The sequence below is a fragment of the Barrientosiimonas humi genome (assembly GCF_006716095.1).
Taxonomy (GTDB): Bacteria; Actinomycetota; Actinomycetes; order Actinomycetales; family Dermatophilaceae; genus Barrientosiimonas; species Barrientosiimonas humi.
On sequence record NZ_VFOK01000001.1, the window covers coordinates 432,933 to 453,682 of the forward strand.

Annotated in this window: 22 protein-coding genes; 13 read left to right on the forward strand and 9 right to left on the reverse strand. The window is 71.5% G+C overall.

The annotated features are described in order from the left end of the window. The first annotated feature begins 134 nt into the window (after positions 1–134). From FB554_RS02135 to FB554_RS02155, 5 genes are all read left to right on the forward strand, one after another. The gene (locus FB554_RS02135; RefSeq protein WP_142004427.1) at positions 135–368 is read left to right on the forward strand and encodes a FitA-like ribbon-helix-helix domain-containing protein; all 234 of its coding nucleotides are present in this window, start codon (positions 135–137) and stop codon (positions 366–368) included. After that, positions 365–805: a type II toxin-antitoxin system VapC family toxin gene (locus FB554_RS02140; protein ID WP_142004428.1), complete on the forward strand. Its 441-nt coding sequence runs from the start codon at positions 365–367 to the stop codon at positions 803–805. The genes FB554_RS02135 and FB554_RS02140 overlap by 4 nt, the downstream gene beginning before the upstream one ends. A 105-nt stretch (positions 806–910) precedes the next feature. Next, positions 911–1,468 carry a GNAT family N-acetyltransferase gene (locus FB554_RS02145; RefSeq protein ID WP_142004429.1) on the forward strand — a complete coding sequence of 186 codons (558 nt, stop codon included), beginning with the start codon at positions 911–913 and terminating at the stop codon, positions 1,466–1,468. A 98-nt stretch (positions 1,469–1,566) separates the two neighbouring features. Continuing rightward, positions 1,567–1,794: a ribbon-helix-helix protein gene (locus FB554_RS02150; protein ID WP_142004430.1), complete on the forward strand. Its 228-nt coding sequence runs from the start codon at positions 1,567–1,569 to the stop codon at positions 1,792–1,794. Beyond that, positions 1,787–2,134 (forward strand): type II toxin-antitoxin system PemK/MazF family toxin, encoded by a 348-nt coding sequence (locus tag FB554_RS02155; RefSeq protein WP_236022219.1) that lies wholly within the window; start codon positions 1,787–1,789, stop codon positions 2,132–2,134. The genes FB554_RS02150 and FB554_RS02155 overlap by 8 nt, the downstream gene beginning before the upstream one ends. A gap of 213 nt (positions 2,135–2,347) precedes the next feature. Here the strand turns inward: FB554_RS02155 and FB554_RS02160 are convergent, their stop codons facing one another. Continuing rightward, positions 2,348–2,824 carry a DinB family protein gene (locus FB554_RS02160; RefSeq protein WP_142004432.1) on the reverse strand — a complete coding sequence of 159 codons (477 nt, stop codon included), beginning with the start codon at positions 2,822–2,824 and terminating at the stop codon, positions 2,348–2,350. Between the two features lie 233 nt (positions 2,825–3,057). On the opposite strand from FB554_RS02160, the gene FB554_RS02165 reads away from it, so the two are divergent. From FB554_RS02165 to ppk2, 4 genes are all read left to right on the forward strand, one after another. Next, positions 3,058–4,032 carry a DUF4240 domain-containing protein gene (locus FB554_RS02165; RefSeq protein WP_170206750.1) on the forward strand — a complete coding sequence of 325 codons (975 nt, stop codon included), beginning with the start codon at positions 3,058–3,060 and terminating at the stop codon, positions 4,030–4,032. Positions 4,033–4,193: 161 nt separating this feature from the next. Next, a complete protein-coding gene (locus FB554_RS02170) occupies positions 4,194–5,552 on the forward strand; it encodes an 8-oxoguanine deaminase (protein ID WP_142004434.1) in 1,359 nt (452 codons plus the stop codon). Positions 5,553–5,724: 172 nt separating this feature from the next. Next, positions 5,725–6,336 (forward strand): GTP pyrophosphokinase, encoded by a 612-nt coding sequence (locus FB554_RS02175; protein ID WP_236022429.1) that lies wholly within the window; start codon positions 5,725–5,727, stop codon positions 6,334–6,336. A 116-nt stretch (positions 6,337–6,452) separates the two neighbouring features. Beyond that, on the forward strand, positions 6,453–7,337 hold the full coding sequence (gene ppk2, locus FB554_RS02180) for a polyphosphate kinase 2 (RefSeq protein WP_236022220.1): 885 nt from the start codon (positions 6,453–6,455) through the stop codon (positions 7,335–7,337). Positions 7,338–7,358: 21 nt separating this feature from the next. On the opposite strand, the gene FB554_RS02185 is transcribed toward ppk2, so the two are convergent. Next, complete coding sequence (locus tag FB554_RS02185; RefSeq protein WP_142004436.1) at positions 7,359–7,802, reverse strand: variant leucine-rich repeat-containing protein; 444 nt, start codon at positions 7,800–7,802, stop codon at positions 7,359–7,361. Positions 7,803–7,949: 147 nt separating this feature from the next. Here FB554_RS02185 and FB554_RS02190 point away from each other — a divergent pair, with 147 nt between their 5' ends. The 3 genes from FB554_RS02190 (at position 7,950) to FB554_RS02200 (ending at position 12,202) form a co-directional block, all read left to right on the forward strand. Beyond that, a complete protein-coding gene (locus FB554_RS02190; RefSeq protein ID WP_142004437.1) occupies positions 7,950–8,747 on the forward strand; it encodes a GNAT family N-acetyltransferase in 798 nt (265 codons plus the stop codon). A 117-nt stretch (positions 8,748–8,864) separates the two neighbouring features. After that, a complete protein-coding gene (gene lon, locus FB554_RS02195) occupies positions 8,865–11,222 on the forward strand; it encodes an endopeptidase La (protein ID WP_142004438.1) in 2,358 nt (785 codons plus the stop codon). Positions 11,223–11,698: 476 nt separating this feature from the next. Beyond that, on the forward strand, positions 11,699–12,202 hold the full coding sequence (locus tag FB554_RS02200) for an OsmC family protein (RefSeq protein ID WP_142004439.1): 504 nt from the start codon (positions 11,699–11,701) through the stop codon (positions 12,200–12,202). On the opposite strand, the gene FB554_RS02205 is transcribed toward FB554_RS02200, so the two are convergent. The 3 genes from FB554_RS02205 to FB554_RS02215 form a co-directional block, all read right to left on the reverse strand. Next, positions 12,199–12,786, reverse strand: coding sequence for a GNAT family N-acetyltransferase (locus FB554_RS02205; protein WP_142004440.1), 588 nt, complete (start codon positions 12,784–12,786; stop codon positions 12,199–12,201). The two genes, FB554_RS02200 and FB554_RS02205, sit on opposite strands and share 4 nt — an antisense overlap. 124 nt (positions 12,787–12,910) lie before the next feature. Next, positions 12,911–13,990 (reverse strand): acyl-CoA dehydrogenase family protein, encoded by a 1,080-nt coding sequence (locus FB554_RS02210; RefSeq protein WP_142004441.1) that lies wholly within the window; start codon positions 13,988–13,990, stop codon positions 12,911–12,913. 2 nt (positions 13,991–13,992) lie between these two features. Beyond that, positions 13,993–15,174, reverse strand: coding sequence for an acyl-CoA dehydrogenase family protein (locus tag FB554_RS02215; RefSeq protein WP_142004442.1), 1,182 nt, complete (start codon positions 15,172–15,174; stop codon positions 13,993–13,995). A 119-nt stretch (positions 15,175–15,293) separates the two neighbouring features. On the opposite strand from FB554_RS02215, the gene FB554_RS02220 reads away from it, so the two are divergent. Next, positions 15,294–16,223 (forward strand): universal stress protein, encoded by a 930-nt coding sequence (locus tag FB554_RS02220; protein ID WP_142004443.1) that lies wholly within the window; start codon positions 15,294–15,296, stop codon positions 16,221–16,223. 158 nt (positions 16,224–16,381) lie between these two features. Here the strand turns inward: FB554_RS02220 and FB554_RS02225 are convergent, their stop codons facing one another. From FB554_RS02225 to FB554_RS02240, 4 genes are read right to left on the reverse strand one after another with little or no spacing between them, the layout of a single operon-like run. Beyond that, positions 16,382–17,725, reverse strand: coding sequence for an acyltransferase family protein (locus tag FB554_RS02225; protein ID WP_170206751.1), 1,344 nt, complete (start codon positions 17,723–17,725; stop codon positions 16,382–16,384). 41 nt (positions 17,726–17,766) lie between these two features. Next, positions 17,767–18,516 carry a type 1 glutamine amidotransferase gene (locus tag FB554_RS02230; protein WP_142004445.1) on the reverse strand — a complete coding sequence of 250 codons (750 nt, stop codon included), beginning with the start codon at positions 18,514–18,516 and terminating at the stop codon, positions 17,767–17,769. A 3-nt stretch (positions 18,517–18,519) separates the two neighbouring features. Next, complete coding sequence (locus FB554_RS02235) at positions 18,520–19,677, reverse strand: ABC transporter ATP-binding protein (protein ID WP_142004446.1); 1,158 nt, start codon at positions 19,675–19,677, stop codon at positions 18,520–18,522. Further along, positions 19,677–20,747, reverse strand: a complete 1,071-nt coding sequence (locus FB554_RS02240; protein WP_142004447.1) for an ABC transporter ATP-binding protein — start codon at positions 20,745–20,747, stop codon at positions 19,677–19,679. Before FB554_RS02240 ends, FB554_RS02235 begins: the two co-directional genes overlap by 1 nt. Positions 20,748–20,750 lie beyond the last annotated feature (3 nt).

Genomic DNA, 20,750 nt, shown 5'->3' on the forward strand with positions numbered 1-20,750 from the left:
GTTCGTGCAGATGGCTGACGTGCTCCAGGATCCACCGATGTTGGTGGTGTACGACTGTGTCGGGAGTCGCGAGGCCATTGGGGTGGTCTTCAGCGAGTGCTAGCGTCGATGCAATCAGGTCGGAGGTGATTGACGTGTCGTCCATCGTCGTTCGCGGGCTCGACGAGTCCGTCAAGGCCAGGCTTGCCGCGCAGGCGAAAGAGCACGGTCGGTCCATGGAGGCCGAAGTCCGCGACATCCTGACCAAGGCAGCGACCCGACCCAACATCGGCCTCGCACTCCTCGAGGCGGGGCAGGCTATGGGCGGTGTCGAGGAACTTCCGGTGCCTGAACGTGCCGACACCGCTCGGGCTGCCGACTTCTCGTGATCATCCTCGACACCAACGTCGTGTCCGAGGTGCTCAAGCCTCAGCCCGACGCGCGCGTAGTCGCGTGGTTGGAATCACTGACCGACGACGTCGCAATCACTGCTGTCACTCTGGCCGAACTCCTTGCGGGCCTCCGCCGCCTGCCTGTCGGCATGCGGAAGGAAGATCTCACGGCCCGGGTTGAGTCCGCGATCAGGCCCTACCGCGACACCGGGGCGATCATTGCCTTCGATGTACTTGCAGCACCTCGGTATGCAGAGATCCTGGCGGTCCGCGAACGCGGTGGTCTGCCGATCTCGACCGGGGACGCGCAGATCGCGGCGATCTGCCGAGCCCACGACGCGACCTGCGCGACGCGCAACGTGAAGGACTTCGTGCACACGGGCATCGCGCTCATCGACCCGTGGACGGGGGAAGCGCAGTCGCCGACTCCGTGACGCCCGCCCCTACCGAAAGGCTCTGCTCATCCCCGTCATCGTCCCTCGCCCTCGCGGGCCGAACTCGGTGGCGGTGGAGGGCCGTCCGCTGCGAGGGTCCTCTGTATGAGCCTTCCCACCCCGACGCTGGAGACCGAGCGGCTACGGCTGCGGCCGTTCGTCGACGGTGACGCCGACGACCTGTTCGCCCTGCAGAGCGACGCTCATGTGCTGCGCTACTGGGACTCCTCGCCGTGGACCGACCGCAGCGCGGTCGCGAGGTTCATGGAGGGCAACCGCGCGATGGAGGCCGGCGGGACGGGTGCTCGGGTGGTGATGGAACGTACGCCTGACGGCGCCTTCGTGGGCTGGTGCACGTTCAACAGCTGGAACCCTGGTTTCCGCAGTGCCTCGCTCGGCTTCTGCCTCGTCGAGCCGGCGTGGGGTCGCGGCTATGCGGCGGAAGGAGCTGGTGCGTTGCTGCGCTGGGCCTTCTCGACGTTGGACCTGAATCGCGTTCAGGCCGAAGCGGATACGCGCAACGCGGCCTCCGCGCGCGTGCTCGAGAAGCTCGGCTTCGTCCTCGAGGGAACGTTGCGCGAGGACTGCATCGTCGACGGCGTCGTCTCCGACTCGTGGGTCTACGGGCTCCTGCGGCGTGACTGGGACCAGCGAACGTCCTAGCCCGGGTGCGCCCGCACCCCGCGCAGCACTGGCCGCCGGATGCCGGGTCTCGGCCTCACCTGGCATCGAGCGGTATCCCACTCGGTATACTCGCCGTCGTGGCGGCGACGATCAAAGTGAGCGAGGAGCTGCGCGACCGGATCAACCGGGATGCGCAGGAACGGGGCGTGACTGCCGCCGGTCTGATCGAGCGTCTCCTCGACGCGCACGAGCGTCGTCAGCGCATGGCGGCCGTCGGTCGCGCGGCCCGAAGTGCCGACGCCGACTACTGGGACGAGGCACACGCATGGGATGTCGCCCTCGAAGATCCTGGCCGCGGTGAGTGAGCTGCGTCGGGGCGCCGTCGTCTGGGTGGAGCTGGACCCCGTCCGCGGCAGGGAGCAGGCGGGTCGGCGGCCGGCTCTCGTGGTGGCGAGCGACCTCTATCTCGAGCAGGTTGATTCCCTCGCGATCATCCTTCCGGCGACGACCACCGATCGTGGCTGGCCCAACCACGTGCCGCTGACGGGCTCGCGGCTGCGGCTGTCGAAGCCGACCTACGCCATGACCGAGCAGCCTCGGACCGTGACGCGAGACCGGATCGCCGAAGAGGCGGGGCAGGTCGACGCGGCTACGATGCGCGAGGTCGACATGTGGCTGCGCGACTTCCTTGCGCTGCCGCAGTAGCGCCGGGGTCTCGAGCCTCCCGGGCCGATGTCCCGACCGGGAGGAGGCCCGGTGCCTCGGCCGGCTGACGCACATGAGTGGTCCCGGACGACGGACCGGCACAACACCCGGATGCGGCCCTCTGCGACCGGGTCCGACCGGTTGTGCCGATCGGTTGTCGGGTCCGCTCGACCGACAGGCGCTGTCGATGTCCGGTCTATTCGGACAGCGAGGTCAGTCGCGCCGCGCCTCGCGGATCTGCTCCACCAAGATGTCGCCGTGGCCGGCGTGCCGGGCCAGCTCGGCGATCATGTGGCCGTAGACGAAGCGCAGGTTGACCGGGCCCTGGTGCCACATGCACTCGTCCTCCAGCTCGTGCTCGGCCGCGATGGTGCGCGAGCGGGCGCACGCGTCGAGAAACGCCTGGCGCACGTTCTCGATCGTGTCGTCGTCAGTGAGCACGAAGCTCTCGTCGACCGTGTCCGGCAGCCCGAGCTCCTGGCGCGGCACACCCGCCACGCGCGAGTGGAACCAGATGCGCTCCACGAAGGTCGCGTGCTTCACCAGGCCCATGGGCGTGGTCAGCGAGGGGACCAGCCGCGAGCGCGCCTCGGCCTCGTCGGCGTCGTCGAGGATCCGGGCGATCTCGGCCCGCTGGACGTCGAGAAGGCCCTCGAGCAGCTCCCGCTCGGTCGCGACGTGGAGGTTCATGCTCCGAATGCTAGGTGCGGCGTGCATCTGGACAGGACAAAGCTGCGCGTGCCCACGAGATGCCGCGGGAGTCGTGGCCGCCGACCGCGTTCGTCCCGTCCGGATGCACGCCCGGTCGCACCCCCGAGTGCCCCACGCGCCGAATGCCAGGAGGTGGAGCTGGCTCACGTGGGGTCGCGGGAGCGCACGCCGAATCGATGGCACGGGCGGTCGCGCCCTGCCACTATGCGCGCATGCGACTGCGCCGTCGGGTCATGCCCGAGAAGGAGTTCTGGAGCCACATCGATGTGCTCGGCGGTTCGGTCGACGAGGACGCCGTCGCGCGCCTGGTCGACCGGCTCCGTGAGCGTGGGCGTGGCACCCCCGAGGCCTTCGCCGAGCGCCTCGCCCAGGTGCTGTACGACCTGGATCGCCAGGACCTGTTCGAGCAACCGGTGCAGTGGGACGACGACCCGGACGATCACGTGATCCCGCTCAGCTCCGACACGTTCTTGTATCTGCGGGCCGGCCTCGTGGCGAAGGGCAAGCAGGCGGTCGACCAGGCGATCGCCGACCCGAGGACCCTGCGGAATCGCCGCTGGTCCGACAGCGAGGGCCTTCTCTACGCCGCTGAGGAAGCAGCCGGCCGAGAGATCGACACCAAGTACGACTACGAGACCGGGCGCAACGAGGCGTACTGGACGATGCCGTCACCGTCCGAGATGGACGGTCCACGCCCGCCAGTTGCGCCGATCCTGTCCGATCTGCTCGACCCGATCGACGGTGAGCCCTTCGAGGGGCCCGGCGTCGAGTCCGACGGGGGCGACTTCGAGCCGGACGACCTGGATCTCGACTTCGACTGGCCGCTGTGGTTCCCCGAGATCGCTGTCGACGGTGCGCTCGACGCCGTGGTGCAGCCCCTCCTGGAGCACGGCGGCCTCCCGGCCGATATCGCCGCCCAGGTCGAGGTGCGGGTCGACTTCGGCAACGGTTGGCAGGTTGTCCCGCAGCAGCGAGCGGGGGTCGTCGACGAGTTCGGCAAGGTAGTGGCGGTGGGTTGCCAGCTCGACCAGCCGACCGCCAAGTCGTGGCCGATCTATGACCAGGAACGCGCCCTCGCGGCGGTGCTGGCCCGGTGCGTGCTCACCGTGCTTCCGGATGCTCACGGTGCCCGTCAGGCGCTCACCGACGTGGACGCCGCGGGCACAGACCTCCTGCCACGGTCCTGACCACCGAACTCGACGCCCGTTGACTCCGCCCCGCCCACGACCTACCGTCGTCGCAGCCGCGCGAGGCGGTTCCTGGATCGGCAGACAGGCCCACTGAGCCGCCGCCCGCACGCCGCGGGCGAGCCGCCCGGGCCGCGACGGCCCCGCACGTGGGAGGGCCGATGACGCGCCTCTGGATCAAGAACCCCCTCGGGGTCTTCACCGCCGACGACACCCCTGACGCACCTGACGCATCCGGCGGTCTGGTCGTCGAGAACGCTGTGATCACAGAGGTTCTCGCGCGCGGCGCTGAACCGTCGGCGCCGGTCGAGGAGGTGTTCGACGCCTCGCAGCACGTGCTCACGCCGGGGCTGATCAACACCCATCACCACTTCTACCAAACCCTCACTCGCGCCTGGGGTCCCGTCGCCGACGCCGAGTTGTTCCCCTGGTTGACCGGCCTCTATCCCGTATGGGCCCGACTCACCCCGCGCGCGCTCGAGCTGGCCACGACCGTGGCGCTCGCCGAGCTGTTGCTCTCCGGCTGCACGACCGCGGCCGACCACCACTACGTCTTCCCGCCAGGGCTCGACGAGGCCATCGACATCCAGGTCTCCGCCGTACGCCGGCTCGGACTCCGCGCGACCCTCACCCGCGGCTCGATGACGCTCGGTCAGGACGACGGCGGCCTGCCGCCGCAGTCGGTCGTGCAGCCCCTCGACACGATCCTGGAGGACAGCGCGCGGCTGGTGCGGACGTACCACGAGACCGGTCCGGGCGCCCAGGTGCAGATCGCCCTCGCGCCCTGCTCGCCGTTCTCCGTCACCACCGACGCGATGCGTGAAAGTGCCCGTCTGGCAACGGATCTCGACGTCCGGCTGCACACGCACCTCGCAGAGACACTGGACGAGGAGGACTTCTGCCGCGAGCGGTTCGGGATGCGCACGGTCGACTACCTGGAATCCGTCGGGTGGCTGACCGACCGCACCTGGCTCGGCCACGGCATCCACTTCGACGACGAGGAGATCAGCCGGCTCGGCGAGGCGGGGACGGCCGTCGCTCACTGCCCGACGTCGAACATGCGCCTGGCCTCGGGAATCGCCCGCGTGCTCGAGCTGGAGGACGCCGGGGTGCCGGTCGGTCTCGGGGTCGACGGGTCGGCCTCCAACGACGCCTCGACGATGGTCGCGGAGGTGCGTCAGGCGCTCTACCTGCAGCGGCTGCGCTACGGCGCCTCGGTGCCGGTGCACCGCGCTCTGGCCTGGGGGACCCGCGGCTCCGCGCGGGTCCTGGGCCGCGACGACGTGGGCGTGCTCGCCGTGGGCAACCAGGCCGATCTCGCGCTGTGGCGCCTGGACGAGCTGCGCTTCTCCGGCAGCCACGACCCGGTGGCCGCGCTCGTGCTCTGCGCGGCCGACCGTGCCGACCGTGCCATGGTCGGCGGGCAGTGGCGGGTGGTCGACGGGCGCATCCCCGACCTCGACGTCGACGCGCTGGTCGCCGAGCACAGCGCTGCCGCTCGTGGCCTGATCTCAGGCTGAGCCAAGCCGCCCCGGCTAGCCTGGCTCCATGGGCTCCGGAGAGGGTGGTCGCTTGTCGTCCCAGGAGGTTCCGGGCGAGGAACCCAAGGTCGTGTTCGACCAGATGCTGCGCACCTTCGCGCCGGCCCGCGAGGACGAGCTGGTCACGTTCGTGCGCGAAGACCTGCGCACGATGCGGGTCGAGCTGCAGCGCTTCATGCTGGAGTACGAGTTCGGGCTGCGCGAGGTCGAGACCAAGCTCGACATCCTGCGCGAAGAGTTCCTGCACATGCACGAGTACAACCCGATCGAGCACGTCTCGACGCGGGTCAAGTCGCCCGAGAGCATCCTGGAGAAGGTCGCCCGGCGGGGGACGGCGTACGACCTGATGTCGATCCGCCGCGAGATCACCGACATCGCCGGCGCGCGCGTGACGTGCAGCTTCAGCCAGGACGTCTACCGCATCTTCGACCTGCTCACCCAGCAGCACGACGTGACGGTGCTGCGCGTCAGCGACTACATCGCCGAGCCCAAGCCCAACGGCTACCAGTCGCTGCACGCGGTCGTGCAGGTGCCGGTCTTCCTGTCCAGCGGCGCGGTCGACGTGACGGTCGAGATCCAGTTCCGCACGATCGCGATGGACTTCTGGGCGTCGCTTGAGCACAAGATCTACTACAAGTACGACCGCAACGTCCCCGAGCGCATCCTCACCGAGCTCGCCGACGCGGCGACGACCGCCGCCGAGCTGGACGTACGCATGGAGCGGCTCCACCGCGAGCTGCACGGCCGGGGCGACCCGGCCTGAGTCGTACGCCCGCTCGCCGCTGTTGACCCGGCGGCCACGTGGCGTTCGCCGCAGGTTCCCCGAGGGCGTACCGGTGGCACCCGGTCGTGCGATGGAATGCCCTCATGGTGCAGCACATGAACCTCCGCGAGTACATCGACAAGCTGCGGATCGAGGGTTACACGGTCCAGGACGCCGAGGGTGAGGACCCGGTCCTGATCACGCCCGACGGCAAGGCGGTCGAGACCTGGCGGCAGGGCTACCCGTACGAGGAGCTGCTCGACCGGGAGACCTACGACGAGGAGAAGTACAAGTTGCAGGTGGAGCTGCTGAAGTTCCAGTACTGGAGCCAGGAGGTCGGCGCCAAGCACGTGCTCGTCTTCGAGGGGCGCGACGCCGCCGGCAAGGGCGGCACGATCAAGCGGTTCATGGAGCATCTCAACCCGCGCTCGGCCCGGGTCGTCGCGCTGAACAAGCCGTCCTCGACCGAGCAGGGGCAGTGGTACTTCCAGCGCTACGTCAACCACCTGCCGACCGCGGGGGAGATCGTGCTGTTCGACCGCAGCTGGTACAACCGCGCGGGCGTCGAGCGGGTCATGGGGTTCGCGACCGACGAGGAGTACGACATCTTCATGAAGCAGGCGCCGCAGTTCGAGCGGATGCTCGTCGACAGCGGCATCACCGTGACGAAGATGTGGTTCTCGGTCACCCAGGACGAGCAGCGAACTCGCTTCGCGCTCAGGCAGATCGACCCGGTGCGCCGGTGGAAGCTGTCGCCGATGGACCTGGAGAGCCTGGACCGGTGGGAGGAGTACACCGCGGCCAAGGAGGCCACGTTCGAGCTCACCGACAAGAAGTACGCCCCGTGGATCGTCGTGAAGAGCAACGACAAGAAGCGTGGCCGGCTCAACGCCATGCGGGCGTTCCTGCACCAGTTCGACTACGACGGCAAGGACACCGACGTGGTGTTCGCGCCCGACCCCAAGATCGTCAGCCGCGCGAAGCACACCGAGGGCGACTGAGCCCGGGGCGGTGCGGGTCGGTCAGGCCTGCGCGCGCTGCGGCCAGGCGCGAGCCCACGCGACGACCTGCCGCACGGTCTCGTCGTCGTCCTCGGCGAGGGAGTCGAGCAGCTCTTCGCTCACCGACGGGTTGGCCGCGACCCACGTGCGCACCTGGGGCGCGGGGTCGGCGGCCAGCCGGGCCAGCAGCTCGGCCGGGGCGGCCGGCTGCCGCGCCACGCACGTGCGAACCGAGTCCTCGTCGTCGCCGGCGAGCCGAGTGAGGACGTCGGCGGGGCAGTGGTGGTTGAGCGCCGCGCTCTCGCGGATGCGCGGGTCGGGGCTCTCGGCGAGCAGGCGCAGTCGCCGCACCTTGCCCTCGGTCACCGGCGGCGTCGGGTGCACCGCGCGAATCTCCTCCGGGGACAAGCGTTCTCCCGCCGAGCTGCGCAGCTGGGCACGCTGCTGCTCGCTCAGGAAACTCACGCACGACATCGCGATCCTCCGAGTGGTGGGCTGCAGGAACACCCACCGTAACCAGCGGCGACGCTGACTTCGGAAATTCGGCTGCGGGGGCGCGCGGCGGGGTAATAGCGTCAGGGATTCCCCCACCCCCGAGGAGTCCGCGCACGCATGCCCGTCACCGACCCTGCCGACCTGCTCGCGGCGTACGACGAACAGCTGCGCACCGAAGCCGAAACGCCTTCTGCCATATCGGTTTCCGCGAGCGGACCGTTGCGGTTGGTCACGTTCTCCGGCGGGAGGGGTTTCATCACGTATCGCGACCTGGGCGACCTCGACGAGGCTGGCATCCGACGGCTGGTGCCGAGTGCGCTGGCGCATTTCCGGGCCGACCCGCAGATCTCCCGGGTCGAGTGGAAGACCCGAGGGCACGATCGTGCCCCTGGGCTGCACGACGCGTTGTGCGACAACGGGTTCGCGCCCGGCGAACCGGAGTCGATCATGATCGGTGACGCGGGGCTGCTCGACGTCGAGGTGCCGCTGCCCGAGGGCGTCACCGTCCGAACCGTCAGCGACGAGAACGACGTCCGCGCGATGAGCGCGATGCAGGACGAGGTGTTCGGCGACCCGGTGACACCGGCGCACGCCGACCAGCTGCTGGCGCGCCTGGCCCGCGGCGACGGCATGTCGCTGTGGGTCGCCGAGGTCGACGGCCAGGTGGTCAGCGCCGGTCGCCTGGAGCCCGTCCCGGGCACCGACTTCGCCGGGATCTGGGGCGGCGCGACACGACCCGAGTGGCGCAGCCGCGGCATCTACCGCGCGCTCACCGCGGCGCGGGCGCGGGCCGCGCTCGCCGCCGGAAAGACCCTGATCCACAGCGACTCCACCGAGTTCTCGCGCCCGATCCTCGAGCGGGCCGGCTTGGTCAAGGTGTCCACCACCACGCCGTACGAGTGGCGTCGCAGCTGAGCCGTACGCCCTCGCTCGGCCGGGAATGACCCACGTCACCGGGCAAATACTTCACTCCGGGAACAACTGAGCCGCCTTCTGCCTTGATAAGGCAAGACTCAACTTTCAAGGAGTGGCATGACCCAGAACCTCAGGCTGCCGGTCCTGTTCCTGCAGGACCAGGTCGCCCTACCCGGAATGACCATGCCCATCGAGCTGGACGACCAGGCGCGCGCCGCGGTCGAGGCGGCCCGAGCGGGCTCCGACGGCAAGCTGCTGCTCGCCCCGCGCGTGGGCGACCGGTACCCGACCTTCGCCGTCGTCGCCACCATCGAGCAGATCGGCCGGATGCCCGGTGGCGCCCGCGCCGCCGTCCTGCGCGCCGAGAGCCGCGCGCGCATCGGCCAGGGCGTGACCGGCCCCGGCGCGGCCCTGTGGGTCGAGGCCGAGACGGTCGACGACCCCCAGATCACCGAGCGGGCGAGCGAGCTCGCGACGGAGTACAAGCGCCTCCTGGTCGCCGTGCTCGAGCGGCGCCAGGCGTGGCAGATCATCGACGTTGTCAATGGCGTCAAGGACCCGGCGCAGCTGGCCGACATGGCCGGCTGGGCGTCGTACTTCACGCTCGACCAGCGCGTCGAGCTGCTCGAGGAGCTCGACCTGGAGCAGCGTCTCGAGGCGCTGATCGGCTGGACCGGCGACCACCTCGCCGAGCAGGAGGTCTCCGACAAGATCGCCGACGACGTGCGCGAGGGCATGGAGAAGAGCCAGCGGGAGTTCCTGCTGCGCCAGCAGCTCGACGCCATCCGCAAGGAGCTCGGCGAGGACGAGCCGGAGGGCGCCGAGGACTACCGCACCCGCGTCGAGTCCGCCGACCTGCCCGACGCGGTCCGCGAGGCCGCGCTGCGCGAGGTGGGCAAGCTGGAGCGCGCGAGCGACCAGAGCCCCGAGGGCGGCTGGATCCGCACCTGGCTCGACACCGTGCTCGAGCTCCCCTGGAACGAGCGCACCACCGACCGCACCGACATCACCGCCGCGCGCGAGGTGCTCGACGCCGACCACCACGGGCTCGACGACGTGAAGGACCGCATCGTCGAGTACCTCGCCGTGCGCGCCCGTCGCGCCGAGCGCGGTCTGGAGGTCGTCGGCGGCCGCGGCTCCGGTGCCGTGCTGGCCCTCGCCGGCCCGCCCGGCGTCGGCAAGACCTCCCTCGGGGAGTCCGTGGCACGCGCGCTCGACCGCACGTTCGTACGCGTCGCGCTGGGTGGCGTCCGGGACGAGGCCGAGATCCGTGGTCACCGGCGGACGTACGTCGGGGCCCTGCCGGGCCGCATCGTGCGGGCGATCAAGGAAGCCGGCTCGATGAACCCGGTCGTGCTGCTCGACGAGATCGACAAGGTCGGCAGCGACTTCCGGGGCGACCCGGCGGCCGCGCTGCTCGAGGTGCTCGACCCGGCGCAGAACCACACGTTCCGCGACCACTACCTCGAGCTCGACCTCGACCTGTCCGACGTGCTCTTCATCGCGACGGCCAACGCGCTGGAGACCATCCCGCCGGCCCTGCTGGACCGCATGGAGCTGGTCTCGATCGACGGCTACACCGAGGACGACAAGGTCGCGATCGGCCGCGACCACCTGCTCCCGCGGCAGCTGGAGCGGGCCGCCCTCGGCGCCGACGAGGTGACGATCACCGACGCCGCGCTGCGCGAGATGGCCGCCAACCACACCCGCGAGGCGGGCGTGCGCCAGCTCGAGCGGCTCATCGGCAAGGTGCTGCGCAAGGTCGCGACCGAGCTGGCCACCGACAAGGCCCAGGTCCCGGTGACCGTCGAGGCCGGCCGCCTGCGTGACTACCTCGGGCGGCCACGGTTCACGCCGGAGTCCGAGGAGCGTACGGCCGTGCCCGGCGTCTCCACCGGCCTCGCCGTGACCGGCATGGGCGGCGACGTGCTGTTCGTCGAGGCCAGTGCGCCCGTCACCGACGAGCCGCTCCAGCCGGGGGAGGGCGGCACCCGCCTGACCCTCACCGGGCAGCTCGGCGAGGTGATGAAGGAGTCGGCGCAGATCGCCCTGTCCTACCTGCGGGCGCACGGCGCCGAGCAGGGCATCGACGCGGCGCGGCTGCGCGGCTCGGTCCACCTGCACGTGCCCGCCGGGGCGATCCCCAAGGACGGCCCCTCGGCCGGCGTCACGATGGTGACGGCGCTCGCGTCGCTCGCCTCGGGGCGCTTGGTGCGCGGTGACGTCGGCATGACCGGCGAGGTCACGCTGAACGGTCGCGTGCTGCCGATCGGCGGCGTGAAGCAGAAGCTGCTCGCCGCCCAGCGGGCCGGGCTGAAGACCGTCTTCGTCCCGCAGCGCAACGAGCCCGACCTGGACGACGTGCCCGACGAGGTGCTCGCCGAGCTGGACGTGCGTCCGGTCAGCGACGTGGCCGAGATCCTCGAGTACGCCCTCGAGCCGGCCGCGCAGCAGGGTGGCGCCGTGGCGGCGTGACCACGCCCACCCCGCAGGTGATGGCCGGCGCCTTCCGGGCGCCGGCCATCACCGTTGTCCACCGGGTTCCTGGGGCGCGCACCGGGGCCGCGGGAGAAAAAGTTCTTGAAACGTGTAACGCCCTGCGGGCCCCTAGCGATATGACCAGTGAAGCGAGGCGCCACCCGGACCCCCGAGCGGGTGGCGCCTCGCTTATTCATGAGCTCAGCTCCTCCTCCGGCAGTCCGTCGCACGCTCGGTTCGCCTTTGTGAGCTCGGCTCCTCCTCCGGCAGACCGTCGCAGGCTCGGTTCGCCTTTGTGAGCTCGGCTCCTCCTCCGGCAGTCCGTCGCAGGCTCCGGCCTGCCGGCATCGTCGCCGAGCTGGGCCTGCCGGCATCGTCGCCGAGCTGGGCCTGCCGGCATTGTCGCCGAGCTGGCCGTTCCGGTCGCTGGGCAACCGGTCCCGCGGACGTACGCCGTGAGCGACGATGAGCGCATGGACGCCGAACAGCTTCGGGCGCAGCAGGCGCCGCTGCGCGAGAAGTACGCCGCCGACCCCACCGCCGCCAAGACGCCCGTCCGGGCGCAGGGCAGCTTCCGCGAGCCCGGCGTGACCGCCACCATCGAGGGTTTCGCCGGCCCCGTCCGCGCCGGGCTGCACGAGTCCACCGGCGGCGACGGCTCCGACGCCTGCTCCGGCGACATGCTGCTCGAGGCGCTGCTCGGCTGCGCCGGCGTCACGCTGCGCGCCGTCGCGACCTCGATGGGCGTCGAGCTGCGCTCGGCCGACCTGCGCGCCGACGGCTTCTTCGACGCCCGCGGCACCCTGGGCATCGACCGGTCGGCCCCGGTCGGCCTGACCGACGTGGTGGTCACGGCCACGCTCGACACCGACGCCGACGACAAGGCGCTCGAACGCCTGGCGCGCTCGACCGAGCGCTACTGCGTCGTCGGTCAGTCGCTGAAGGAGCCGGCGCGCTTCGAGGTGCGCCGGGCCTAGGTCGGCGTGCGCCGCATCACCAGCCGCGGCAGCCTGCTCGCGACCGCGTCGGTCTCGCCGACGACATCGAACCCCACCGCCTCGAACATCGCCCGCGTGCCGACGAACGCCATCGTGGTGTCCATCCGCCCCGGCGGGTCGACCGGATACGCCTCGACGGCGGGCGCGCCGCGCTTCCCGGCGTACGCCACCGCTCCCTCGAGCAGGTGCCGCGTCACCCCCTGGCGGCGGTGCCCGCCGCGCACGACCACGCAGATGATGCTCCACACCGGCAGGTCGTCGACCGGACGGATGAGCTTCGAGCGCACCAGCCGCGGGATGTGCTCGCGCGGCCCGATGCTGCACCACCCGACCGGCTCAGCGTCGCGATAGGTGACCACGCCCTGCGGCTCGCGCGCGGTGAGCGCGCGCATGGCGTCCTCCCGGGTGTCGCCCAGCTCGGCGACCTGCTGCTGGGTGCACCGGTGCGACAGGCACCAGCAGTGCGTCTTGCGCCGGCTGGCGTTGATGACGTCGCCGAAGTCCTCGAACCGCTGCGGCGTGACCGGGTGGGTCGCCCAGGTGGGGTCTTCGTCCGCGGCCATGCGCCCAGCACAGCACAGGACGCGGTCAGACGGTGTCCGCTTCATGGCGTCGAGACGCACAAAGAAAGATCGAGGCGGACAGGCATGCCTGTCCGCCTCGATCCTTTCTGAGGTTGGTGCCCGCTCAGGCCAGGACGTCGACCATCTCGTGGTCGGAGACCCCCGACGCCAGCGCCGCGAGGTGCTGCCGGGTGTCGCCGAACGTCCGGTCGATCTCGGCGAGCCGCCCGGCGAGGTGGCCGACGGCGTACTCCGCCGTCATGCCGATGCCGCCGTGCAGCTGGATCGCCTCCTGGCCGACGCGCCGGCCGGCCTGCCCGACGACGACCTTGGTGCGCGACGCGGTGACCGCGTCGCCCGGGTTCTCGGCGATGACCATGGCCGCGAAAAGCGCTGTGCTGCGGGCCAGCTCGAGCTCGGCGTACATGTCGGCGGCGCGCTGGGTGAGCGTCTGGAACGTCATCAGCGGCACGCCGAACTGCTTGCGCGTCTTGAGGTACTCGGTGGTCAGCTGCAGCGCACCCTCCATCGCGCCGAGCGCCTCGCCGGCCAGCGCGACGATGCCGAGGCACAGCGCCTCGGTGAGCACGTCCGCGGCGCGGTCGGGGCCGACCAGCAGCGTGGCCGGGGTGTCGGACAGCTGCACCAGCGGACCGGAGCCTTCGGGCACCTGCGCCAGGAACAGTCCGAGTCCGCCCTCGGTGCTGGCCGGCACGACGACGTACGTCGCTGTCGCCACCGAGGGGACCGGCCCCTTGGTGCCGGTGAGCTTCACCTCGTCACCCGTGCCGCTCGCCGTCACGTCGGTCTCCAGCGGCGACCAGGCCCGGCCCGGCTCGGCCAGGGCCGGCAGCACGAGGGCCTCGCCGGACAGCGCCTGCTCGAGCACGTCGGAGCCCGAATCCGCCTTGGTGAGAACGTAGTTCGCGACCAGGGCGTCGGCGTACGCAGTGCGCACGCCGCGGCGCCCGAGCTCGGACGCGACCACGCTAACCTCGACTGGGGAGGCGCCGAAGCCGCCGTCCTCCTCGGGGAAGGGCAGGCCCAGCGCTCCCAGCTCGGCCAGCGCCGACCAGGTCTTCTCGTCGTTGTCGGTCGGGCCGACGGGGGCGTTGCCGTCGCCGTACTGCGGGGCGTGCCGCTCGGCCAGGGTGCGCACCGCGTCGCGCAGCGCCTTCTGCTCAGCGTCGATCGTGAAGTCCATGGTCAGCCCTTCAGTCCGAGGATGCCGGTGGCGATGATCTGGCGCTGCACCTCGTTGGAGCCGCCGTAGATCGAGGCCTTGCGGAAGTTGAGGTAGGTCGGCATCGCGCTCGCGGTCCAGTCCCACTCGGCGCCGAGCGCGCCGGACTCCCAGGACAGCGCCGACGGGCCGGCGATGTCGACAATGAGCTCGAGCACGTCCTGCTGCAGCTGCGAGCCGCGCAGCTTCAGGATCGACGACGCGGGGTCGGGCTTGCCCTCCTTGGAGCCGGCCGCGACGCGCAGCACGGTGAGCTCCAGCGCCATGATCTGCGTCTCGAGCTCGGCGATGCGGGCGGCCAGCAGCGGCTCGTCGAGCAGCGTGCCGTCACCCGAACGCACCTGGGAGGCATAGGTTTTCGCGTCGGCGAGGCGCCGCTTGATCGAGCCGACGGGGGCCACGCCCACCCGCTCGTTGCCGAGCAGGAACTTCGCGTAGTCCCAGCCCTTGTTCTCCTCGCCGACGAGCTGGTCGGCGGGCACCCGCACGTTCTCGAAGAAGACCTCGTTGACCTCGTGGCCGCCGTCGATGAGCTGGATGGGGCGCACGGTCACGCCGGGGGACTTCATGTCGATGAGCAGAAAGGAGATGCCCTGCTGCTTCTTCGGGGCGTCGGGATCGGTGCGCACCAGGGCGAAGATCCAGTCGGCGTGCTGGCCCAGGGTGGTCCAGGTCTTCTGCCCGTTGACGACGTACTCGTCGCCCTCGCGCACCGCAGTCGTGCGCAGCGACGCGAGGTCGGAGCCGGCGTCGGGCTCGGAGAACCCCTGGCACCACCAGATGTCGAGGTTGGCCGTGTCGGGCAGGAAGCGCTTCTTCAGCTCCTCGCTGCCGAACGCCGCGATGACCGGGCCGACCATGTTGGCGTTGAACGCCAGCGGCGGCGGCACCGACGCGGCCTGCATCTCCGACAGCCAGATGTGGCGCTGCAGCTCGGTCCAGTCCTGGCCGCCGTACTCCGTGGGCCAGCCGGGCACCGCGAGGCCAGCGGCGTTGAGCAGGCGCTGGCTCTGGCGTACGTCGTCGGGCTCGACCTCACCGCCCGCATGCCAGCGATCGCGCAGGTCTTGGGGGATCTCGGTGGTGAAGAACTCCCGCATCTTCGTCTGGAAGGCGGCGTCCTCGTCGCTGAGCTTGCGATGCATGCGCATCCTCCTGAGGCGTGGTCGACGCGACCATACTAAGCGGTTGCTTACCTGGTGTGGGAAGGGTTTCTGCGCGATTCACCGCCACGGCGGCCCCCAGGGGCGTGCCAGGATGAGGCATGGCTGACGAGAGCACCCGCGAACCCGCCCCCGAGGTCACCGTCCCGGCCGACAGCGCGCCCGACGGCGCCGTGATCGTCGGGGTCGACGGGCAGGAGCACGACTCCACCGTGGTCACCTGGGCCGCCGACGAGGCCGCCTCGCTGGGCAGGCCGCTGCACCTGCAGGAGGTGGTCGACCTCGGCATCAGCCTGATGGCCGGCGAGGGATACCTGCCGATGACCTCGCTGCCGGCCGACACGCTGGAGGGGGAGGCCTCGACGCTGGCGCGCGCCGCGCAGGTCGCCCGCGCCCGGCAGCCCGAGCTCGCCGTGACCGCGTCGTCGGTGCCGGGGTCGGTCGCCGGGGTGCTCGTCGAGCTCAGCAGGAGTGCCACGGCCATCGTCGTGGGCGGCGGCGGTGAGCCGAGCAGGCCGTTCGTCGGCTCCACCGCGCTGTCGGTGGCCGCGCACGCGCAGTGCCCCGCCGTCGTGCTGCCCGACCAGCTGACCGGCGCGTCCGGTCGGGTCGTGGTCGGGGTCGACGGCAGCAAGCAGAGCGGCGCCGCCGTCGACTACGCCCTGTCCTACGCCGCCCGCCACGGCGCGACGCTGCGCTGCGTGGTCGCCTGGTCGGTCGAGGTCGTCGACGGCGCCGTCGTCACCGAGCCCGGCACCCCCGAGTGGGACGCGGTCGAGACCAAGCACCGGGCGCTCGTCGAGCGCGTGCTGGCCGACCGGCGTACGGCCTTCCCCGACGTGCCCGTCGAGATCGAGATCCGACGCGGCAAGGCTGCCACCGCGCTGCTCGAGGCGGCCCAGGGCGCCGACCTGCTGGTCGTCGGCAGCCGCGGCCGCGGCGGCTTCACCGGCATGCTGCTGGGCTCGGTGAGCAAGCGCGTGCTCGAGGGCTCCACGATGCCGGTGGCGGTGCTGCACAAGGGCGAGTGACGCGACTGCCGCTGTCCCGGCCCTTGTCCCTGCCCCCCTTCTCCGGATGAAACCGGGTTTCGTGCGTCTGACCCTGATGCATTGAGGTCTAACGCACGAAACCCGGTTTCATGCGCTCCGACTCCACTGGGGTGCGGTCAGAGCGCTAGAACCGCGTTTCAGCGGGTGGGGGAGGGGGCGGCGGTCGTACGCCCGGCGCGGGTGAGTGCGTAACCCACCACCACGAGGGCGGCGCCGACGGCGGGCACGAACCGCATGCCCACCAGCTCGATGCCACCCGCCTCGAACGGCGCGACGAAGCCGGCGCAGGCGACCATCACCAGCCCGACGAACGCCACGGCGGTGCCGAGCACGGCGAGCGGGGCGGGTGGCGCCGCCACCTGGCCCGCGCCCTGCTCGGCCCGGCCCAGCGCGAGCACGAGGGCCACGGTGACGAGCGCGGACAGCGCGATCCACACCAGCTTCCAGGCCCACCAGGCGCCGCTGGCGATGGCGGGCAGGGGCGCGTCGAGCGCCAGCAGGATGCCGGCCGCGGCGGCGAATCCGCTGAGGTGCCAGAGGAACACGGTCATGATGCGCAGGTTCACCCCGACCGTCGCGGCCCACGGGCCGGGGCGCTGCAGCCACCGCGCGAGCGCCGGCCGCAGCAGCATGAGCAGCGACAGCTGCAGCAGCGCGACCAGCACCACGCAGATGCTCGGCGGCATCATGTTCGACACCTTCTGCCCGGGCAGACCGATCATGCTGACGGGGTAGTCGCCCAGCTGCGTGGCCACGAGCAGCAGCGCCACGGCCGCCGCGGCGCCGGCCACCCACGCGAGGCGGGGCAGCCGCTGGAGCCGACCGTCGGCGTACCAGAACCCCAGCTCCTGGCAGAGTCCGAAGACGAGCGCGTAGTTGAGGAAGGCCAGCGCCGCCCAGCCGGTGCCCTGCGCCTGGTCGAGCAGCAGCACCCCGACCGGCAGCACCGTCGGCAGCAGCAGCGGCCACCGGCGGTGGACCGCCAGCTGCGCGGGCGCCAGCAGCGCGAGGAGCAGGTAGATCGCGAGGAACCACAGCGGCATCGCGGCGGCGGTGCCGGCGGCGTCGAGCGCTCGCTCGGGTGCGCCGAGCGCGACCGCCACCCAGGCCCCGACCAGCCAGACCGCGAGGAAGATCAGCGTCGGCCGCAGGACCCGGTCGACCCGGCCGGCGAGGTAGGCCGCGACCGGGCGGCGGGTGCCGTCGGCGCGCGGCGCGAGCGAGCGGTGGTTGGCGAACCCGGCGGCGAGGAAGAACAGCGGCATGACCTGGAAGAGCCAGGTGAGCGGCTGTGCCCAGGTGGCGACCTCGAGCATGTTGCGCAGCCGCAGCGACCCCTCGACCCGCTCGGGCGCGGCCATCGTCCAGTGCCCGAGCACCACCACGAGGATGCTCGCCGCACGCACCGCGTCGATCACCCGGTCGCGGTCGGCCGGGGTGCGGGCGTCGAGCTCGGTCGCGCTCGGGCGGGCGGTGGTCACCTGATCGAGTCTGCCGCGCCGCGGGCCGCCGAGCGGGCGGATCACGAACCCTGACGGGCCAGCGGTGCTCCCACGATCGCGGCGAACCGGTCGGCCAGCAGGTCGCCGAGCGCCCGCAGCTCACCCTCGGCGGCACGTACGTCGTCGGCGGCTGCCGCGACGTCGATGCCGTCGGCGCGGGGCAGGTTGGCCGACGGCTTGTCGACGGTCCAGGCGTCGAAGATCTGCGGGCCGGCCTCGGGGTGGAACTGCACGCCCCACGCCCGCGGCCCGATGCGCACGGCCTGCGGCGAGCCGTCGGGGGCCTCGGCCAGCAGCGTCGCCGCGGCCGGCATCCGCACGACCACGTCGTCGTTCCACTGCACGACCGGGCGGCGGTCGAGGTCCTCCAGCAGCGGGTCGCCGGCGCCCTCGCCGGTGAGCCGGATCGGGGTGACGCCGGTGGCGTGGCCGTGCGGGTTGCGTCGCACCTCGCCGCCCGCGGCCACGGCGAGGAGCTGGTGACCCAGGCATACGCCGAGAGTCGGGACGTCACGCGAAAGTGCTTGTCGCAGCAGCGATTTCACGGGCGACAGCCAGGCGAAGTCGGCGTCGTCGCCGGCCCCCATCTCGCCGCCGAGCACCACCAGCGCGTCGTGCTCGTCGAGCGAGTCGGGCAGCTGCTGGTCGGCGTCCGGCCGGTAGGGGTGGCGCACGTCCAGGTCGAGCCCGGTCGCCGCCCACCGCTCACCCAGCCAGCCGGGCGGGCAGGAGTCCTCGTGCTGGACCACCAGCACGCGATGCGTCGCCACGGCTCAGATCTCGGCGATCGACGCGGGCACCCCCGGCTCGTCACCGAGGGGCGCGTCGGCCGACGGGTCGGTGACCGACGCCTCGACGCTGTGCGGCTTGATCGTGCCGGCCTGGATGTCCTCCGCCCAGTGGCAGGCGACCCGGTGGCTCTCGGGCACCCCCGCGATCTGCACCGTGCGCAGCTCGGGGCGCTCGTCGTCGCACCGCGTCTCCTGCCGCCACGGGCAGCGGGTGTGGAAGCGGCAGCCGCTCGGCGGGTTCGCCGGGCTCGGCAGGTCGCCCTGGAGCAGGATCCGCTCGCGCCGGTCCTCGACGGTCGGGTCGGGCACGGGCACCGCCGACATGAGCGCCTTGGTGTAGGGGTGCAGCGGCTCGGCGTACAGGTCGTCGGCCGCCGCCTCCTCGACGATCGAGCCGAGGTACATCACCCCGACGGTGTCGCTGATGTGCCGCACCACGGCCAGGTCGTGCGCCACCACCAGATAGGTCAGGTCGAACTCGTCCTGCAGCTGCTCCAGCAGGTTGATCACCTGCGCCTGCACCGAGACGTCGAGCGCGCTCACCGGCTCGTCGGCGACGATCAGCTTGGGGTTGACCGACAGCGCGCGGGCGATGCCGATGCGCTGGCGCTGCCCGCCGGAGAACTCGTGGGGATACTTGCGCAGCGCCTGCGGCGGCAGCCCAACCGCGGCCAGCAGCTCGCGCAGCCGCTCCTGCGCCTCGCCCTTGTTCTGGGTGAGCCCGTGCGCCTCCATGCCCTCCAGCAGCAGCGACTCCACCGTCTGGCGCGGGTCGAGGCTCGACAGCGGGTCCTGGAAGATCATCTGCATGTCCTGCCGGCGGCGCCGCAGCGGCTCGCCGTCGAGCTGGGCCAGGTCGGTGCCGTCGAACTCCACCGACCCCGCGGTCGGCTCCTCCAGCTTCAGCAGCGCTCGGCCCAACGTCGACTTGCCGCAACCGGATTCGCCGACAAGGCCGTACGTCTCGCCGCGCCTGATCTGCAGGTCGACACCGTCGACGGCATAGACATAACCGATCGTCTTGTCGAAGATGACGCCGCGCTTGATCGGGAAGTGCACCTTGACGCCGCGGGCGTCGAGCAGCACGTCGTCGCCCGCGGGCGGGCGAGGTTCGTCGGTCTCGGTGGCCACGGTCGACATCAGGCCTCCTCGGGGTCGCGGGCGGGTGTGGCGCCCTGGTCGGGCGGCAGCGGGTTGAAGCAGCGCAGCAGGTGCGGTCCCTCGACACCCTGCTCGATCGGCTCGAGCGCGGGGGCCGCCTCGACGCACCGGTCGATCGGCTGGGAGCAGCGCGGCTGGAACGCGCAGGAGTGCGTCCACGGCAGGTTGTCGGCGACCGAGCCGGGCACCGGGTTGAGCGGCTCGTGCCGGCCCGCGTCGAGCCGCGGGATCGAGCCGAGCAGCCCGCCGGTGTAGGGGTGGCGCGGGTCGGCGAACAGGTCGTGGCGACCGGCGCGCTCGACGATGCGGCCGGCGTAGAGCACGTTGACCTCGTCGACGAGACCGGCCACCACGCCGAGGTCGTGGGTGATCATGATCAGCGCCGTGCCGGACTCGCGCACGAGGTCCTGGAGCAGGGTGAGGATCTGCGCCTGGATCGTCACGTCGAGCGCCGTCGTCGGCTCGTCGGCGATGAGCAGCCGCGGCTTGCAGGCCAGCGCCATCGCGATGAGCGCGCGCTGGCGCATCCCGCCGGACAGCTGGTGCGGATACTCCTTCAGCCGCCGGTTGGGGTCGGGGATGCCGACCTTGTCGAGCAGCTCGCGCGCCTCGGGCATCGCCTGCTTGCGGCTCTTGCCCTGGTGGCGCTCGATGACCTCGGTCACCTGGATGCCGATCGGGATCACCGGGTTCAGCGACGACAGCGGGTCCTGGAAGATCATCGCCAGGTCGCGCCCGCGCCGGTCGCGGCGCTCGCGGTCGCGCAGCGACAGCAGGTCGGTGCCGTCGTAGAGCACCTCGCCGGTGATCCGGTTGCCGCGCTTGGGCAGCAGCCCCATGATCGCCATCGACGTCACCGACTTGCCGCAGCCGGACTCGCCGACGAGACCGACCGTCTGGCCGGGGCGTACGTCGAAGCTCACCTTGTCGACGGCGGTGAACGGCTCGTCGCCGCGCCGCTGGAAGACGACGGACAGGTCGCGCACCTGCAGCAGCGGCTCGCCGCCGACGTCGCTGGTGGACGGGCGGTCGGTGGTGGGGACGGTCATGTG

What these genes read in the sequence shown, in the direction of transcription:
- FB554_RS02145 (WP_142004429.1), top strand. Translation starts at nt 911, where the DNA reads ATGAGCCTTCCCACCCCGACGCTGGAGACCGAGCGGCTACGGCTGCGG.
- FB554_RS02160 (WP_142004432.1), bottom strand. Translation starts at nt 2,824, where the DNA reads ATGAACCTCCACGTCGCGACCGAGCGGGAGCTGCTCGAGGGCCTTCTC.
- FB554_RS02165 (WP_170206750.1), top strand. Translation starts at nt 3,058, where the DNA reads ATGCGACTGCGCCGTCGGGTCATGCCCGAGAAGGAGTTCTGGAGCCAC.
- FB554_RS02170 (WP_142004434.1), top strand. Translation starts at nt 4,194, where the DNA reads ATGACGCGCCTCTGGATCAAGAACCCCCTCGGGGTCTTCACCGCCGAC.
- FB554_RS02175 (WP_236022429.1), top strand. Translation starts at nt 5,725, where the DNA reads ATGCGGGTCGAGCTGCAGCGCTTCATGCTGGAGTACGAGTTCGGGCTG.
- ppk2 (WP_236022220.1), top strand. Translation starts at nt 6,453, where the DNA reads ATGAACCTCCGCGAGTACATCGACAAGCTGCGGATCGAGGGTTACACG.
- FB554_RS02190 (WP_142004437.1), top strand. Translation starts at nt 7,950, where the DNA reads ATGCCCGTCACCGACCCTGCCGACCTGCTCGCGGCGTACGACGAACAG.
- lon (WP_142004438.1), top strand. Translation starts at nt 8,865, where the DNA reads ATGACCCAGAACCTCAGGCTGCCGGTCCTGTTCCTGCAGGACCAGGTC.
- FB554_RS02200 (WP_142004439.1), top strand. Translation starts at nt 11,699, where the DNA reads ATGGACGCCGAACAGCTTCGGGCGCAGCAGGCGCCGCTGCGCGAGAAG.
- FB554_RS02205 (WP_142004440.1), bottom strand. Translation starts at nt 12,786, where the DNA reads ATGGCCGCGGACGAAGACCCCACCTGGGCGACCCACCCGGTCACGCCG.
- FB554_RS02210 (WP_142004441.1), bottom strand. Translation starts at nt 13,990, where the DNA reads ATGGACTTCACGATCGACGCTGAGCAGAAGGCGCTGCGCGACGCGGTG.
- FB554_RS02215 (WP_142004442.1), bottom strand. Translation starts at nt 15,174, where the DNA reads ATGCATCGCAAGCTCAGCGACGAGGACGCCGCCTTCCAGACGAAGATG.
- FB554_RS02220 (WP_142004443.1), top strand. Translation starts at nt 15,294, where the DNA reads ATGGCTGACGAGAGCACCCGCGAACCCGCCCCCGAGGTCACCGTCCCG.
- FB554_RS02235 (WP_142004446.1), bottom strand. Translation starts at nt 19,677, where the DNA reads ATGTCGACCGTGGCCACCGAGACCGACGAACCTCGCCCGCCCGCGGGC.
- FB554_RS02240 (WP_142004447.1), bottom strand. Translation starts at nt 20,747, where the DNA reads ATGACCGTCCCCACCACCGACCGCCCGTCCACCAGCGACGTCGGCGGC.